Consider the following 16,388-nt stretch of genomic DNA (forward strand, 5'->3'; position numbering starts at 1 on the left):
GAGGATGGAAACGGATGCCAGTAAAACAATCTCCAGAGGAAGCAGCTATGTGGAAAAAATGGATGGATTCAGGGGATGTACAAACCGCTAATCAACTTTTGGAACATTATATGTACCTTGTGCAATTTCATGTAGAGCGTACTGCCAGCCATCTGCCGTCAAATGTGGTGAAAGATGATCTGAAGAGTTACGGGATGATGGGATTATACGATGCGATAAAAAAATTCGACCCTGATCGTGATTTAAAATTTGATACGTATGCCTCTTTCAGGGTTCGCGGGGCGATCATTGATGGACTGAGAAAGGAAGACTGGCTGCCGCGTTCCATTCGAGAAAAAGGCAAGAAGGTGGAAAATGCATCAAGGATACTTGAACAAACCCTGCAGCGGGAACCAACGTCTCACGAAATCGCGTCGTATCTGGGTATTTCCAGTGAGGAAGTGGAATCCATCGTAAAAGACTCGCTCTTTTCCAATGTCTTATCGATTGATGAAAATCCGAAAGAAGGTACTGAACGAAGTAAAGACAGTGTCGGTTACGATATTAAGGATAACGAGGCCCTTACGCCGGATGAAGAACTGATCGATTCTGAAATGAAAGTGGACCTGGTTCAGGGGATCAAATCATTGACAGAAAACGAGCAGCTGATCATCAGCCTTTTTTACCATGAAGAATTAACGTTGACAGAAATCGGTCATGTAATGGGTTTGACTACTTCGAGAATTTCTCAAATTCATAAAAAGGCAATCTTTAAGTTGCGGAAAATCATGGAAAAAATGTCTGCCATTATTTAATAAAATCAAAAAGGGAAAAGGCGGTGAACAGCATGGGTGTACCGTTCTTATTGGTCATCAGTTTTCTATTACATATTGTTTCCTTGGCCGCTATTTATTTTTTGTTTAAGCAGCTTACTGCCAAGCAAGAAAAAAATAAACAGCTGCCTGAAGACTTTCTGGAATTGATGGATACTTATCTGGAAGAAATCAGATTTGAAAATGACAAACTCAAGCAGCATTTGGAGAAGCATACACCAAGAACATTGCCCCAAAAAGAAAATACTCAAGAAACAGCGTCAGAAAGGCAAACGAACGAGCATTCAATGGATGCCATTGCAGGTTTGAGCCAGGCAAAAGATCAAACGGAAATGTCCACTGAGGCGAAAATACTGCAGTTGCATCAACAGGGAAAGCAGACTGAAGAAATTGCCAAGGAACTTGGCTGTGGAAAAACAGAAGCGGAATTGGTCATCAAATTTCACGCAAAATGATCAATTGTGAGATGTTCCAGATAACCTATTGATAGGTATCTGGTTTTTTTCATCCCTATTCATAATAGAATTCAAAATATGTATATAAATACTTGCCACCTTTTGTCGGATATGGTATAGTAACTTTTGGTGTAAATACTATGCATTGTTATGCATATCAAAAACACACGTCTGTTGATTCGGTGAATGGTGCCTTGCCGAAGAAGAGGGATTGTTCCCATTTTCTTGAGAGGTCTTTCATTGAAAATGATGCTGACGGAGGAAAAAAACCATATAGGAGGAATGTAAAATGTCAGTAATTTCCATGAAACAATTACTGGAAGCTGGTGTACACTTTGGACACCAAACACGCCGTTGGAACCCGAAAATGAAAAAGTATATTTTTACGGAACGTAATGGCATCTATATTATCGATTTGCAAAAAACAGTGAAAAAGGTTGAAGAAGCTTATAAGTTCGTAAAAGAACTAGCTGCCAATGATGGTACATTGTTGTTTGTTGGTACCAAAAAACAAGCGCAAGATTCTGTACGTGATGAAGCAACTCGCTCAGGCATGTACTACGTCAACCAACGTTGGCTTGGCGGCACGCTGACTAATTTCCAAACTATCCGTAAACGCATCAACCGTTTGAAAGACATTGAGCGTATGGAAGAGGATGGAACTTTTGAAGTACTTCCTAAAAAAGAAGTTGTCGACTTGCTAAAAGAAAAAGACCGTCTTGTCAAATTCCTCGGCGGTATTAAAGATATGAAGAAATTGCCTGACGCTTTGTTTGTTATCGATCCGCGCAAAGAGCGCATCGCGATTGCGGAAGCTCATAAATTGAACATCCCGATCATCGGCATCGTTGATACAAACTGCGATCCTGACGAAATCGACTATGTCATTCCGGCTAACGACGACGCAATTCGTGCCGTCAAGCTACTTACTTCAAAAATGGCTGATGCGATTTTGGAAGTAAAACAAGGCGAAGAACTGGAAGAAGCTCCTATTGAAGCTCCGGCAGAAGAAAACAAGGAATTAGCTGAACAAGAATAACTTGCTTAAAAGGTTAGGTGATAAGGGGAGATGCCTTTTATCACCTTTTTTTAAAGAAGTTATCCAAACAACCAATAATTAAGGAGGAATTGTAATGGCAATTACTGCAAAAATGGTAAAAGAATTACGCGAAAAAACAGGTGCGGGCATGATGGATTGTAAAAAAGCTTTACAGGAAACAGATGGTGACCTGGAAAAAGCAATCGATCATTTGCGCGAAAAAGGCATTGCCAAAGCTGCTAAAAAAGCGGATCGTATCGCTGCGGAAGGTTCCGCTTATATTCTTCAGGACGGGAATACTGCTGTTTTGATCGAAGTAAACTGTGAAACAGATTTTGTGACGAAAAACGACCAATTCAAGCAACTACTTGAACAAATCGCAAAACATCTGATTTCCCAAAAACCTGCTTCTGTAGATGCAGCACTACAGCAAAAGCTTGAAGGCGGAGAAGATACGTTGGAAACACTGATCAATTCTGCCATCGCTAAAATAGGCGAAAAGCTTTCACTTCGCAGATTTACTATCTTGGAAAAAACTGATAATGATGCATTTGGTGCATACTTGCATATGGGCGGCAGAATCGGTGCGCTTACACTTCTTGAAGGCACAACTGATGAGCAGCTGGCAAAAGATATCGCCATGCATGTTGCAGCAGTTAATCCTCGCTATGTTTCCCGCGAAGATGTCTCTGCAGACGAAGTAGACCGGGAACGTGAAGTGTTGAAAACGCAGGCGCTTAATGAAGGCAAGCCTGAAAAAATTGTTGAGAAAATGGTAGAAGGCCGCCTGAGCAAATTCTTTGAAGAAATCTGCTTGCTTGACCAAAGCTTCGTAAAAGATCCCGACCAGAAAGTGAAGAAAATTGTAGGCGATAAAGGGGCGGCAGTCCGAAGCTTCGCGCGCTACGAAGTCGGAGAAGGCATGGAAAAACGCGAAGAAAATTTCGCAGACGAAGTGATGAACCAAATCAAAAAATAAACGGGTAATCGGTTTATGATGTGGAAGGTGGATATCTGCCAAGATTGGGAAGTAAATGTATCTCATTTGCACCCATGCAAGCTTTTTGATTTATCCACATTTTGCCGAATGCTTAAATAATCAACTGCTATAAAATAGGGAACAGCTTTTATGTTTGTTCCCTATTTCTCCAAAAGCCGTAATTTCCTTCGGCGAAATCACAATTAACGGGATGAAGATGAACTCGTTCGTCAATGTGAAGAATGCAATGATTACATGAAATGATCATCCATTGCATGAGAAATCCAGAAATATTATATAACAATGATGGAGGTTACTATGACATCAGCTCGGTACCGCAGAATCGTATTAAAATTAAGTGGGGAAGCTTTAAGCGGCAAACAGGGTTACGGAATTGAACCCAAAGTGATCCAGTCTATCGCTCAGCAGGTAAAAGAAGTTGCCGAGTTGGGAATAGAGATAGCGGTCGTTGTCGGAGGCGGCAATATTTGGCGAGGTAAAGTAGGCAGTGAAATGGGAATGGACAGAGCTACTGCCGACTACATGGGCATGCTGGCAACCATTATGAACTCACTAGCATTGCAGGACAGCCTGGAAAAAATCGGCATTCCTACACGAGTACAAACCTCCATTGAAATGAGACAAGTAGCTGAGCCCTATATAAGAAGGAAAGCAATCAGACATTTAGAGAAAAAACGAGTGGTCATTTTTGCTGCCGGCACTGGAAACCCGTATTTTTCAACTGACACTACTGCTGCATTGCGTGCGGCTGAAATTGAAGCTGAAGTAATCCTAATGGCGAAAAACAATGTTGATGGCGTATACTCAGATGATCCGAAAGTCAATAAGGATGCCAAAAAATATGAAAGTCTGTCCTTCATGGATATGCTTAATGAGGGTCTGGGTGTGATGGATTCGACTGCTTCTTCACTATGTATGGATAACGATATACCACTTATTGTTTTTTCGATCACTGAAGAAGGCAATATTAAAAAAGTTGTTCAAGGCGATGAACTTGGCACAATTATAAGGGGGAAGTAAGATGATAGAAGATGTCAAACAACAGATGAATGAAAAAATGAATCAGGCTGTTCAAGCTTTTTCAAGGAATTTGGCAACTGTCAGAGCTGGTCGGGCAAATCCGAACCTGCTAAACAGTGTCTACGTGGATTACTATGGTGCTTCCACTCCTTTGAACCAATTGGCTGGTGTCACTGCACCTGAACCTAGACTGCTGATGATCACTCCTTACGATAAAACCGCAATCGGAGACATCGAAAAAGCGATTCAGAAAGCTGATCTTGGCTTGGCTCCTTCTAGTGATGGTAATGTGATCCGAATCAATATTCCTACTTTGACGGAAGAAAGACGCAGAGATCTTGTGAAAGTTGTCGGGAAGTTTGCTGAAGAAGCACGCATTCAAATCCGTAACATTCGCCGTGAATCAAACGACCAGCTGAAAAAACTTGAGAAAAATGGGGATATTACTGAAGATGATTCCCGCGTATCGCAGGATGAGGTTCAAAAAGCGACTGATAAATTCGTAGCAGATATCGACCAGCTGGCTAAAAATAAAGAAAATGAGATCATGGAAGTTTGACCCGAATGTGTTATTCCTGTATAAATAATATAGAGATTATTGCCTTCTTTATTTAAGAGGGCTTTTGTTTTGCAAAGAATAATTTCCGGAGATTGGTTTGTTCATTTTCTCGGGTTGTTAATGCGTCTCCTTGAGCTATCGTGCTGAGGACTCATCGAGGCCTGCAGTGTCCGGACAGTCTCCGTGCACTTCCCTTGGCAGTATCATATCCTTCCGTAAATCTGCGGTTTAACATTCGTTTGTTTTTAAGCGCTGATGGAACATTGACAAGGATGACTGCATTGGCATACAGTCTGTAGTTTTTTGTAAAAAGCTCTAATAGTCAATGTATGTAATTTTTTAATGCACTTTTAGAACATACGCTATTATTCATCCATGTTTTGATGTTATAATGGTAGTTCAGTAATTGAATCATCATAACCAATCAAAGAAATCCATATGATTATATTATATATACGCAACAAGTATTTCGGAGGACGAATATGTCTATAAAACTTCCTTTTTTAAAATTTAAAGATAAGCAAATACCAGATAAAAAACGTATTGAACAGCAAAATATACCTGAACACGTCGCAATTATCATGGATGGCAACGGACGATGGGCCAATAAACGCGGTTTGCCGAGAGTAGCCGGACATAAGGAAGGCGTTGGGGCGGTGCAAAAAGTTGTTCGGGCAGCTGATAAATTACATATTTCCGCACTGACCTTATTTGCCTTTTCAACAGAAAATTGGCAGAGATCAAAAACAGAAGTTGATTTTCTCATGCGGATGCCAAAACAGTTTTTTCATAAATATTTGCCTGAACTGATGGAGAGAAATGTCCGTGTAGAAACAGTAGGTAATTTTGAACAATTGCCTGACCATACAAAAAAAGCTGTATGGAATGCAGTGGAAAAGACAAAAGATAATGATGGGCTGCTGCTAAATTTCGCCTTGAATTATGGCGGGCGTCTCGATATTATGCAAGCAGCCAAAAAAATGGCCGAGGATATTAAGAAAGACGAGCTTTCCATTGCGGATGTAGATGAAAGTGTATTTGGCAGCTATCTCTATACAAATGGAATGTCTGAGCCGGATTTGCTTATCAGGACAAGCGGCGAGAAAAGAATTAGTAATTTCATGCTCTGGCAATGCGCTTATTCAGAATTCTGGTTCACGGAAGTTTTTTGGCCGGATTTCGATGAAGAAGTGTTCATGCAGGCCATACAGGCCTACCAACAAAGAAAAAGGCGCTTTGGCAGCGTGTAAGAGGTGACAATTTCATGAAACAGCGTATTATTACGGCAATTTTGGCTATGATTGTGTTCATTCCATTCGTATTATATGGTCACTGGCCGTTCATTTTATTCGTTTATTTTCTGGCTACCATCGGACTATTCGAACTCATGCGGATGAAAAGATTGCCGGTTTTATCATTACCTGGAATTACCGGATTCGCTTTTCTCTGGATAGCGCTTTTACCCGGTTCCACGCATTTCGTTTTTACAAAATCAGAATGGATTGTGTTGTTTTCACTACTACTTTTAACGTATACAGTATTATCGAAAAATAAATTCACAATGGAAGATGCTGGATTTGTGATGCTTGCAATGGTCTATGTAGCCATGGGATTTTATTATTTCATGGAAGCACGGACACAGTCAGGAGATGAGGGGCTAGCAACCGTGTTCCTTGTATTATTCATCGTTTGGGCAACAGACACGGGCGCATATTTTGTAGGCAAGGCGATAGGAAAAAACAAACTTTGGCCGGAAATCAGCCCAAATAAGACGATTGAAGGCGCACTTGGTGGCATCTTGCTTGCGTGTGTGGTCGGTTTAGTTTTCCAAATGATTCATCCATTCCATTACGGCTTCCTTGCAATTGCTGGAACAGCCATCCTTATATCTATTGTAGGGCAGATGGGAGATCTGGTAGAATCGGCTTTTAAAAGATATTTTGGCGTAAAAGATTCAGGAAATTTATTGCCGGGCCATGGCGGGATACTCGATCGGCTTGACAGTGTATTGTTTGTGTTTCCTGTATTGCATCTGATTCATTTTATCGGATGAATTGGCCAAGCACTGCTTGTTTGAATTTGTTTGGATAATATATATAATGAAAATATGGAAGTGGTTTTGAAAATGGACCTGTTTCACATTCATATAGAGCTTACAGTGTTTCAAACGTTATATGGCAAGCGGTATGACCTTGGTTGTTAAAACAATCCTTTAAAAGGAAGGTGCTCATTTGAATACAGTAATCGCGTTTATATTGATGTTTGGTCTGCTTGTTTTCATTCATGAATTCGGTCACTTGATTTTCGCTAAGCGGGCAGGGATGCTGGCACGTGAATTTGCTATTGGCTTCGGACCAAAAATATTTTCGTTTACCAAAAACGAGACGCTATATACAATACGCTTATTGCCAATAGGCGGCTATGTCAGAGTTGCGGGGGAAGATCCCGAAATCATTGAATTAAAGCCCGGCCATCATGTTGGTCTGGAATTCAATCATGAAGGCAAAGTCGATAAAATCATTGTAAACAATAAAGAAAAACATCCGGAGGCAAGGGTCGTTGAGGTATCACATGTAGATTTGGATCATCAGTTGCGTATTGACGGCTATGAGCCGGACGATCCTGATAATCTGTTAAGTTTTGATGTGGATCGTAAAGCGTTTTTCATCATGGATGAAAAAGAAACACAAATCGCCCCTTACGACAGACAATTCGCTTCAAAATCTGTAGGTCAACGAGCAATGCAGCTTTTTGCGGGACCCATGATGAACTTTGTCCTGGCGATTGTTATTTTCTTCATCATTGGCTTAGTACAAGGTGTTCCTTCTGACAAACCGATAGTCCAGGATATCCAGGCAGACAGTGCTGCTGCACAAGCGGGGATGCATTCAGGAGACAGAGTACTCCAGATTGATGGCAAAACAGTTTCTTCTTGGGATGAATTCAGGACCATCGTCCAAAGAAATCCTGGTAAAGAATTGAGCTTGGTCGTTAAACGAGGCGAGCAAACGAAGGAACTGCAGCTGGTCCCTAAAAAGCTGGAATCTGAAGGGGAAGAGTTCGGTCAAGCTGGGGTTACCGGAACTTTCGAGAAATCTATCATAAAAACGGTACAATACGGGTTTTTACAAACCTTCGATACCACGAAAATGATTTTGACAAATCTGTTTAAGCTGGTAACCGGCCAATATTCCATTGATATGCTTTCAGGACCTGTTGGAATTTATGATGCTACTGACCAAATCGTACAGACCGGATTTATGAATTTCCTTATGTGGACAGCAATGCTTAGTATCAACCTGGGGATAGTCAATCTGGTCCCATTGCCGGCACTTGACGGTGGGCGTTTACTTTTCGTTGGGATTGAGGCGGTCAGAGGCAAGCCTATTGACCCGCAAAAAGAAGGCATTGTGCATTTTGTCGGCTTTGCATTGTTAATGCTGCTGATGATTATCGTAACATGGAATGACATACAAAGATTATTTCTATAGAGCTTCATCTAAGTGAATTTGCAAAAATGGACCCTTGTCAGAATTGTGGCAGGGGTCCGTGCATTGATCTTATATCGAATATCCTGTAGAGGGAGATGCGAAAAAATGGATATTTCACAAAAAGAAAAAATGCAAGTGTTGTTGGAGCAATTGGAAATACCGCAGGAACACTTGTCCTATTTTGCGGATAGTAAACTGTTAAAACTGGAATTGTACAAACATGAAAAGTTATGGCATTTTCATATCCAGTTAAAGCAGGTGCTGCCTTCTGCAATTTATCAAATCATGACAGCAAAGCTTCAGGAAAAATTCAGCCAGTTTGCAAAAGTCGATATGACAATACACACAGAAGAAAAAGATTGTGATGCAGACGTTATCCGTTCTTATTGGCAACTTTTTCTACATACGTACCAGATCTCGCCAGCATACAAAGATCTTGTGTTAAATCAAACACCACAAATCAGTAATCAAAAGTTCTGCCTGAAGGCAAGAAATGAAGCGGAGGCTACTTCATTGAAAAAACGTTTGGAAGATGGATTCCAAACTTATTGCAAACGTATTGGAGCGCCGCTATATATGCTGGAAGTAGAAGTTGAAAATAAATTGGATGAGATCCAGAAATTTAAAGAACAAACAGCAGCTGAAGATCAGCAGCTTGTGATCAAAACGATCCAGGAAAAAGAAAAACGGGATCAGAACAGACAAAATGATGAAGATAATAAACCGTTTGTGCTGGGATACGCCATTCAGGATGACGCGATCCCAATGGAGAATATTCTGGAAGAAGAAAGACGTGTAACAGTGCAGGGGTATGTTTTTCTTGTGGAAATTCGCAAGTTGCGTTCTGGAAGAAGTCTGTTGATTGCTAAAGCAACGGACTATACAGATTCATTGCAAATTAAAATGTTTTCCAGAGGCGATGATGATGCGAAAATGTTTGAGCAGTTGAAAAAAGGAATGTGGATTAAAGCACGTGGAAGCATCCAAACAGATATGTATACGAATGAACTTGCAATGATGGCGAATGACATCTGTGAGGTACAGGTAGAGACGCGGCAAGACACCGCACCTGAAGACGAAAAAAGAGTAGAGCTGCATGCCCATACAACAATGAGTCAATTAGATGCCGTCGTATCTGCTTCCAGATTGATAGAACAAGCGGCAAAATGGGGGCACCCTGCAATGGCAGTAACGGACCATGCAGGTGTTCAATCTTTTCCTGAAGCCTATGCTGCCGGGAAAAAGCATGGTGTCAAAATACTCTATGGTGTGGAAGTGAACCTTGTAGATGACGGTGTGCCGATCGCTTATAATGACAAGGATGTTGATTTAGAAAACGGAACTTACGTGGTGTTTGACGTGGAAACAACTGGTTTGTCGGCCGTATATGATACCATTATCGAACTGGCAGCCGTTAAAGTGCACAAAGGAGAGATTGTCGATCGGTTTGAATCATTCGCCAACCCACATCACCCCCTCTCCCAGACAACAATTGACCTTACAGGTATCACAGATGAGATGGTAAGTGACGCACCTGAAATTGGTGATGTATTAAAAGATTTTTACGAATGGACCGGTGAAGATATTCTCGTCGCTCATAATGCGAGTTTTGATATCGGCTTTTTAAATCAGGGGTATCAGCGCATTGATATGGGGAAAGTCAGTAACCCGGTTGTCGATACCTTGGAGCTGGCAAGATTCTTGTTCCCTGAAATGAAAAATCATCGTTTGAACACGCTATGTAAGAAACTGGATATTGAATTGACACAGCACCACAGAGCCATATACGACGCTGAGGCGACAGGTTATTTATTATGGAAGCTGATGCAACTGGTCTTTAAAAAGGAAATCACTAATCATAAGCAATTGAACAATCATATGGGAGAGGGGAACGCATACCAACGGTCACGCCCTTTTCATGCAACAATGATCGCTAAAACGCAGGAAGGCTTGAAAAATCTGTACAAGCTGGTATCCCTGGCTCATGTTCAGTATTTTTACAGAGTGCCACGTATCCCGCGCTCGCTTTTAAAAAAATATCGGGAAGGAATCATTATCGGATCGGCTTGTGACCAAGGTGAAATTTTTGAAACCATGATGCAAAAATCCGCGGATGAAGCCGAAAAAGTTGCTGAATTTTACGATTATATCGAAGTGCAGCCTCCGGCTAATTATGTTCATCTGCTTGATAAAGAGCTTGTTTCAAATGAATCACAGATTTTAGATATTATCCGTAAATTGGTCGCATTGGGAGAGAAAATGGACAAACCTGTCGTTGCTACAGGTAATGTTCATTACGTTGAAAAACATGAGAAGCTCTATCGGAAAATATTGATTGCTTCGCAGGCCGGAAATCCATTGAATCGCCACAGATTGCCTGATACACCTTTTCGGACAACAAACGAAATGCTTGATTGTTTCCAGTTCCTTGGGGAAGAAAAGGCAAGGGCTATAGTAGTTGACAATACAAGAGCACTTGCTGATCAAATAGAAGAGATTTCTCCTGTCAAGGATGATCTTTTCACACCTACCATAGAAGGTGCAGAAGATGAAATCCGCAATTTAAGCTATGACCGAGCAGCTAAGATTTACGGAGAAGACATCCCGCAGATCGTTATCGATCGATTAGAAAAAGAATTGGCCAGTATTATCGGACACGGGTTTGCAGTCATTTATCTGATCGCGCATAAATTGGTGAAAAAATCACTGGATGATGGTTATTTGGTAGGGTCCCGCGGTTCGGTAGGCTCTTCACTTGTTGCGACGATGACAGAAATCACTGAGGTGAATCCTCTCCCGCCACATTATGTGTGTGAGCAATGTCATCATAGTGAATTTATTACGGACGGATCCTATGGCAGCGGATTTGATTTACCTGATAAAAAGTGTCCTGACTGCAACATCCCTTACAAGAAGGATGGTCAGGATATCCCCTTTGAGACTTTTTTGGGATTCAAAGGAGATAAAGTGCCGGACATTGATTTGAATTTTTCCGGTGATTATCAGCCTCAGGCGCATGACTATACAAAAGTGTTATTTGGCGAAGATAATGTATACCGCGCTGGAACGATTGGAACAATAGCTGAAAAAACCGCTTATGGATATGTGAAAGGATACGCTTCTGATAACCAGCTTGTATATAAAAACGCCGAAGTAGACAGACTTGTGCAAGGATGCACTGGAGTCAAGCGAACAACAGGACAGCATCCGGGGGGCATCATTGTCGTGCCTTCTGAACTCGAAATTTTTGATTTCACACCTATTCAGTTTCCAGCCGATGACCGGAATAGTGAGTGGCGAACAACCCATTTTGATTTCCACTCCATTCACGATAACCTGTTGAAGCTTGACATACTTGGACACGATGATCCCACTGTAATCAGAATGCTGCAGGACTTAAGCGGTATCGATCCAAAGACGATTCCGACGGATGATGCGGAAGTAATGAAAATATTTGCCGGCACTGAATCACTTGGAGTTACCCCCGAACAAATCGATTGCCATACAGGTACACTTGGCGTACCAGAGTTCGGTACAAAATTTGTAAGACAAATGCTTGAGGATACTAAACCAACGACATTTGCGGAATTAGTCATCATTTCCGGATTGTCCCACGGGACCGATGTGTGGTTGGGGAATGCACAGGAATTAATCAATGATGGTATATGTAAACTGCCTGATGTTATTGGCTGCCGTGATGATATCATGGTTTATTTGATGCACAAGGGCCTTGATGCTTCCCTGGCGTTTAAAATCATGGAATCGGTTCGTAAAGGTAAAGGTTTGCAGGATGAATGGATCACGGAAATGACAAAGCATAATGTCCCAGGGTGGTACATCGAGTCATGTAAAAAAATCAAGTATATGTTCCCGAAAGCCCATGCTGCTGCGTATGTACTGATGGCTATCCGGATCGCATACTTTAAAGTACATCATCCCATTTTGTTTTACGCAGCTTATTTCACCGTACGCGCCGATGACTTTGAATTGGACACAATGATAAAAGGGCCTGACGCAATACGTAAAAGAATAGCTGAAATAACAGCAAAAGGAAATGATGCCCCGCCGAAAGAGAAAAGTTTGCTCACCGTTTTAGAAATATCGCTGGAAATGTGCCAGCGAGGATTCGGTTTTGCCAAGGTCGATCTTTATAAATCTAGTGCCACCGAGTTTATTGTAGACGGCGACAAGCTGATTCCCCCATTCAACGCTGTGGATGGGTTAGGAACAAACGCAGCTATCAATATCGTCAAAGCAAGGGAAAACGGAGAATTTTTATCTAAAGAGGATCTTCGTGAGAGAAGTAAAATCTCCAAAACGGTGTTGGAATATCTGGACCACCATGGTTGCCTGACTGGGATGGCAGAAAAAAATCAACTGTCACTATTTTAATAAACCGATTAGCTTGCAGGTATGTTGCAGGCTAATCGGTTTTTGGTAATGGAATAAATAAATCTCTCTTGTTGGATAGGGCAACAAAGTATTTACCATATTTACGGAAATTGCCAGCTTTCTGATAAACTGATCATGTTGCAGGACATTTCGCATCTTCATTTTGGATGCATAAACACTTATGATATAATGTGTATTGCGAAATTTCATGAAAAATTTTGTCATACGGGGGCGCTTCATTTTGGATATATTGAAAGAAAACAAAGAAGATATATTGCAATTTTTAAAGGAAAATTCGGGACGATTTGAGGAGAATTTATTAAAGCAAGCAGAGAACGTGCGCGATAAAATAAAAGAGATTGATGCAGTGGGCAATATTAATTTATTGAATAACGCGAATAGGCTTGTTGGATATATAGTCGAAGAGGATACCACTTCCATTCATGAATTTGCTGGACAAGAAGGAATAATTTGGGCGGAGAACAAGTTGACACTGGCATTCAAGTTGGAATGGATCCAAGCGATAAGAAGAACATTTTGGCAGTTTATTAAGGAATATGTAAACAGGAACAACCGCTCATGGTCGAATGAAGATTTTTTTATTATGCATGGAAAAATTGATGATATGATAGATCTGTTTATTAATGGATTCTTCCTCAGCTATTCGACATGTAAGGATGAATTAATTGAAAAACAACGTAAGATGGTGGATAATCTTTCCGCTCCGATTATACCAATTACAGACACGATATTCATTCTTCCATTAATTGGTACATTGGATGATCAGCGTGCCCGGATCATTGAAGAAAAAGTATTAATGGAAATAGGCAAATCAAAAGTGCGTACGTTGATTATGGACCTTTCCGGGATTGCAGAGACTGCTCCTGAGTCCATCGATTATTTTTCCAGATTGATGGAGGCGGTCAAGATGATGGGGTGTGAGCCCATCATTTCAGGACTGCGTCCCAAAATTGTCCAGCAAATGATCAGAATGGATATTCATTACTTCAAAGGGGCTACAAGAGCGACATTGCAGCAGGCTCTTTATGATAGTATGTTTACTGAAAAAGAACATGATAAGAAGCGTCTTGATGGATGAAATTCACTTTTCTTGCCTTCAATGTATTATTATGGTACATTAATAACATCTGTTATGAACGTTATGAAGAAAGAGCGGGTATTCACCCACTCTTTTTTCATAACGAAGTCTTTGGACGTATCTTTTTCCCTTGCCCGAACTTGGCAAGGGTTTTATATTGACTGCTGTAATTGTTAGGTCTTTGGAAACCGATTTTCTTCATTTCGGATGAAGGCTGCCTGAAATGAAGGTTTTTAGCAGTTTGAGTTGGGAACAATATAATAAGAGGTTTTTTGGAAACTTGTCCATTTTCGGTTGCAAATGGCAGAAACCATACTGATGACAATGTAGTAAAAGGAGGAAGGCTATTGGATTCGGAAGTAATCAGCATTGCAAAAGAATTGGCAGCACCAATCGTTGAAAAAAAAGGACTTGAACTCTTTGATGTCGAATATGTCAAAGAAGGCAAAAATAATTTTTTAAGGGTCTATATCGATAAAGAAGGCGGTGTTGATATCGCTGAATGTGGAGATGTGTCTGAGGAGTTGAGCCAGCAACTGGATGAGCTTGATCCAATAAAGGAACCTTACTTCCTGGAAGTTTCTTCACCTGGAGCGGAACGTCCACTGAAAACACAAGAAGATTTCGCCAGCAACATTGAAAAAAACGTATATGTTAAATTATATGAACCGATTGGCGGAAGTAAGGAGTATCAAGGTACATTGCAATCTTTTACAAACAATATCGCTGTGATAAACTATCTTGATAAAACTAGAAAAAAACAAATTGAAATTCCATACGAAAAAATTGCAAAAGCAAGAATCGCAGTTGTATTTTAAAGGGGGATATGAGAAGTGAGCAGTCAACTGTTCGATGCAATTGAATTATTAGCAAAAGAAAAAAATATCGACAAAGAAATATTGCTTGAAGCACTGGAAGCAGCATTGATTTCTGCTTATAAGAAAAATTTCAAATCAGCTTCCAATGTCAGAGTGGATTTGGATGAAGAAAAAGGTACAATGCGAGTCTTTTCACGTAAAACAGTTGTTGAGAACATTGAAGACCCGCAACAGGAGATTTCACTGGAAAACGCTAAGGAAATCAGTCCAACGTATGAGTTGGAAGATGTTATAGAGGTGGAAGTGACCCCTAAGGACTTTGGCAGAATTGCTGCTCAAGCAGCAAAGCAAGTTGTTACCCAAAGGGTTCGTGAAGCAGAAAGAGGCGTCATTTTCAATGAATATGCAGATCGTGAGGATGACGTCATGACCGGTATCATTCAACGAAAAGACCCACGTTTTGTCTATGTCAACCTTGGTAAAATCGAGGCCAAGCTTCCTGAAGCGGAACAGATGCCTACCGAAGAATATAATATTCACGACCGTATCAAGGTGTATGTCACCAAAGTGGAAAATACAAGCAAAGGGCCACAGGTTTATGTATCTCGTTCACATCCGGGATTACTGAAGCGTCTTTTTGAAATGGAAGTGCCGGAAATTTACGACGGGGTTGTAGAAATCAATAATGTTGCCAGGGAGGCGGGTGACCGTTCCAAGATTTCTGTCTACGCTGATGATCCTCAAGTGGATCCTGTCGGATCCTGTGTCGGGCAAAAAGGCCAAAGAGTTCAAGCAATTGTCAACGAATTGAAAGGTGAAAAAATAGATATCGTGCAATGGTCTGATGATCCGGTCGTCTATGTATCGAATGCTCTCAGCCCGGCAAAGGTAATCGATGTGCTAGTTGATGAGGAAGAAAAATCTACCACGGTCATCGTCCCTGATTACCAGCTTTCGCTTGCTATTGGCAAACGGGGGCAGAATGCGCGATTGGCTGCCAAATTAACAAACTGGAAAATCGATATTAAAAGTGAAACACAGGCAATAGAGGAAGGGATCATCGAAGAACAGACTTATTCAGCAGAAGATGAAGATTTGTTTGAATAAGGAGGGATTGCCATGAAAAAGAGAAAAACACCTATGCGCAAATGTGTTGTTACCAATGAAATGATGCCTAAGAAAGAACTGATTCGAATCGTGCGAAATAAAGATGGTGAAGTATCTGTTGACCCGACAGGCAAAAAAAATGGCCGTGGGGCATACGTCACCAAGAATCAGGAAGTAGTCAGGAAGGCACGTGAAAACAATGTGCTGGGGCGGCACTTGGAAGCCGAGATTCCTGAAACAGTTTATACAGAGCTTTTAGCGTTAATTGGGAACGGCGATGTTTAAACGAAACTATTTAAATCTTATCGGCTTAGCATATAGAGCACGCCAATGTTCAGCGGGTGAAGATACGATAATCAAGGATATAAGAAAAAGACGCGTAAAACTTCTTATATTGGCAAGTGATGCAGGCCCTCAGACGAAAAAAAAATTGACGGATAAATGCAAGACGTATGAAGTGCCATATATCATTATTAATGAGGATAAAGAGGCCTTGGGCAATGCTATCGGAAAGCTGCAGAGGGTAGCTATCGCAATTTTAGATGAAGGGTTTGCCGCAAAAATCAAATCTTTATTTGATTAAATACTTTTGGGGG

General features: G+C 41.0%; 15 protein-coding genes. All 15 read left to right on the forward strand.

Features of this window, described 5'->3' with window-relative positions:
- The first annotated feature begins 14 nt into the window (after positions 1–14).
- The 15 genes from ACFSMW_RS03900 to ACFSMW_RS03970 all read left to right on the forward strand — a co-directional run bounded on the left by ACFSMW_RS03900 (position 15) and on the right by ACFSMW_RS03970 (position 16,375).
- Positions 15–794: a FliA/WhiG family RNA polymerase sigma factor gene (locus ACFSMW_RS03900; protein ID WP_390353184.1), complete on the forward strand. Its 780-nt coding sequence runs from the start codon at positions 15–17 to the stop codon at positions 792–794.
- Positions 795–826: 32 nt separating this feature from the next.
- On the forward strand, positions 827–1,267 hold the full coding sequence (locus tag ACFSMW_RS03905; protein WP_390353186.1) for a DUF6115 domain-containing protein: 441 nt from the start codon (positions 827–829) through the stop codon (positions 1,265–1,267).
- A gap of 289 nt (positions 1,268–1,556) precedes the next feature.
- Positions 1,557–2,306, forward strand: a complete 750-nt coding sequence (gene rpsB, locus ACFSMW_RS03910; RefSeq protein ID WP_390353187.1) for a 30S ribosomal protein S2 — start codon at positions 1,557–1,559, stop codon at positions 2,304–2,306.
- A 94-nt stretch (positions 2,307–2,400) separates the two neighbouring features.
- On the forward strand, positions 2,401–3,285 hold the full coding sequence (tsf, locus tag ACFSMW_RS03915) for a translation elongation factor Ts (RefSeq protein WP_390353188.1): 885 nt from the start codon (positions 2,401–2,403) through the stop codon (positions 3,283–3,285).
- A 318-nt stretch (positions 3,286–3,603) separates the two neighbouring features.
- On the forward strand, positions 3,604–4,326 hold the full coding sequence (gene pyrH / locus ACFSMW_RS03920; RefSeq protein WP_390353189.1) for a UMP kinase: 723 nt from the start codon (positions 3,604–3,606) through the stop codon (positions 4,324–4,326).
- A gap of 1 nt (position 4,327) precedes the next feature.
- Positions 4,328–4,885, forward strand: a complete 558-nt coding sequence (gene frr / locus ACFSMW_RS03925; protein ID WP_390353191.1) for a ribosome recycling factor — start codon at positions 4,328–4,330, stop codon at positions 4,883–4,885.
- 482 nt (positions 4,886–5,367) lie between these two features.
- Positions 5,368–6,135, forward strand: a complete 768-nt coding sequence (locus ACFSMW_RS03930) for an isoprenyl transferase (protein WP_390353193.1) — start codon at positions 5,368–5,370, stop codon at positions 6,133–6,135.
- Between the two features lie 14 nt (positions 6,136–6,149).
- Positions 6,150–6,938, forward strand: a complete 789-nt coding sequence (locus ACFSMW_RS03935) for a phosphatidate cytidylyltransferase (RefSeq protein ID WP_390353195.1) — start codon at positions 6,150–6,152, stop codon at positions 6,936–6,938.
- Positions 6,939–7,116: 178 nt separating this feature from the next.
- Positions 7,117–8,376 carry an RIP metalloprotease RseP gene (rseP, locus tag ACFSMW_RS03940; protein WP_390353197.1) on the forward strand — a complete coding sequence of 420 codons (1,260 nt, stop codon included), beginning with the start codon at positions 7,117–7,119 and terminating at the stop codon, positions 8,374–8,376.
- A 105-nt stretch (positions 8,377–8,481) separates the two neighbouring features.
- Positions 8,482–12,768, forward strand: a complete 4,287-nt coding sequence (locus tag ACFSMW_RS03945) for a PolC-type DNA polymerase III (RefSeq protein ID WP_390353199.1) — start codon at positions 8,482–8,484, stop codon at positions 12,766–12,768.
- A 241-nt stretch (positions 12,769–13,009) separates the two neighbouring features.
- Positions 13,010–13,867 (forward strand): STAS domain-containing protein, encoded by an 858-nt coding sequence (locus ACFSMW_RS03950; protein WP_390353200.1) that lies wholly within the window; start codon positions 13,010–13,012, stop codon positions 13,865–13,867.
- Between the two features lie 347 nt (positions 13,868–14,214).
- Positions 14,215–14,685: a ribosome maturation factor RimP gene (gene rimP / locus ACFSMW_RS03955; RefSeq protein WP_390353202.1), complete on the forward strand. Its 471-nt coding sequence runs from the start codon at positions 14,215–14,217 to the stop codon at positions 14,683–14,685.
- 15 nt (positions 14,686–14,700) lie between these two features.
- Positions 14,701–15,792, forward strand: coding sequence for a transcription termination factor NusA (nusA, locus tag ACFSMW_RS03960; protein ID WP_390353203.1), 1,092 nt, complete (start codon positions 14,701–14,703; stop codon positions 15,790–15,792).
- A 12-nt stretch (positions 15,793–15,804) separates the two neighbouring features.
- Positions 15,805–16,077 carry an RNase P modulator RnpM gene (gene rnpM, locus ACFSMW_RS03965; protein ID WP_390353205.1) on the forward strand — a complete coding sequence of 91 codons (273 nt, stop codon included), beginning with the start codon at positions 15,805–15,807 and terminating at the stop codon, positions 16,075–16,077.
- Positions 16,070–16,375, forward strand: a complete 306-nt coding sequence (locus tag ACFSMW_RS03970) for a L7Ae/L30e/S12e/Gadd45 family ribosomal protein (RefSeq protein WP_390353206.1) — start codon at positions 16,070–16,072, stop codon at positions 16,373–16,375. The genes rnpM and ACFSMW_RS03970 overlap by 8 nt, the downstream gene beginning before the upstream one ends.
- Positions 16,376–16,388 lie beyond the last annotated feature (13 nt).

Source organism: Tigheibacillus halophilus (genome assembly GCF_042683165.1).
Lineage (GTDB): Bacteria > Bacillota > Bacilli > Bacillales > Amphibacillaceae > Tigheibacillus > Tigheibacillus halophilus.

Bases quoted from the DNA above. Each gene is read 5' to 3' on its own strand.
- ACFSMW_RS03905 (WP_390353186.1), top strand. From the start codon at position 827: ATGGGTGTACCGTTCTTATTGGTCATCAGTTTTCTATTACATATTGTT.
- tsf (WP_390353188.1), top strand. From the start codon at position 2,401: ATGGCAATTACTGCAAAAATGGTAAAAGAATTACGCGAAAAAACAGGT.
- ACFSMW_RS03930 (WP_390353193.1), top strand. From the start codon at position 5,368: ATGTCTATAAAACTTCCTTTTTTAAAATTTAAAGATAAGCAAATACCA.
- frr (WP_390353191.1), top strand. From the start codon at position 4,328: ATGATAGAAGATGTCAAACAACAGATGAATGAAAAAATGAATCAGGCT.
- rpsB (WP_390353187.1), top strand. From the start codon at position 1,557: ATGTCAGTAATTTCCATGAAACAATTACTGGAAGCTGGTGTACACTTT.
- ACFSMW_RS03935 (WP_390353195.1), top strand. From the start codon at position 6,150: ATGAAACAGCGTATTATTACGGCAATTTTGGCTATGATTGTGTTCATT.
- ACFSMW_RS03945 (WP_390353199.1), top strand. From the start codon at position 8,482: ATGGATATTTCACAAAAAGAAAAAATGCAAGTGTTGTTGGAGCAATTG.
- ACFSMW_RS03900 (WP_390353184.1), top strand. From the start codon at position 15: ATGCCAGTAAAACAATCTCCAGAGGAAGCAGCTATGTGGAAAAAATGG.
- ACFSMW_RS03970 (WP_390353206.1), top strand. From the start codon at position 16,070: ATGTTTAAACGAAACTATTTAAATCTTATCGGCTTAGCATATAGAGCA.
- rnpM (WP_390353205.1), top strand. From the start codon at position 15,805: ATGAAAAAGAGAAAAACACCTATGCGCAAATGTGTTGTTACCAATGAA.
- pyrH (WP_390353189.1), top strand. From the start codon at position 3,604: ATGACATCAGCTCGGTACCGCAGAATCGTATTAAAATTAAGTGGGGAA.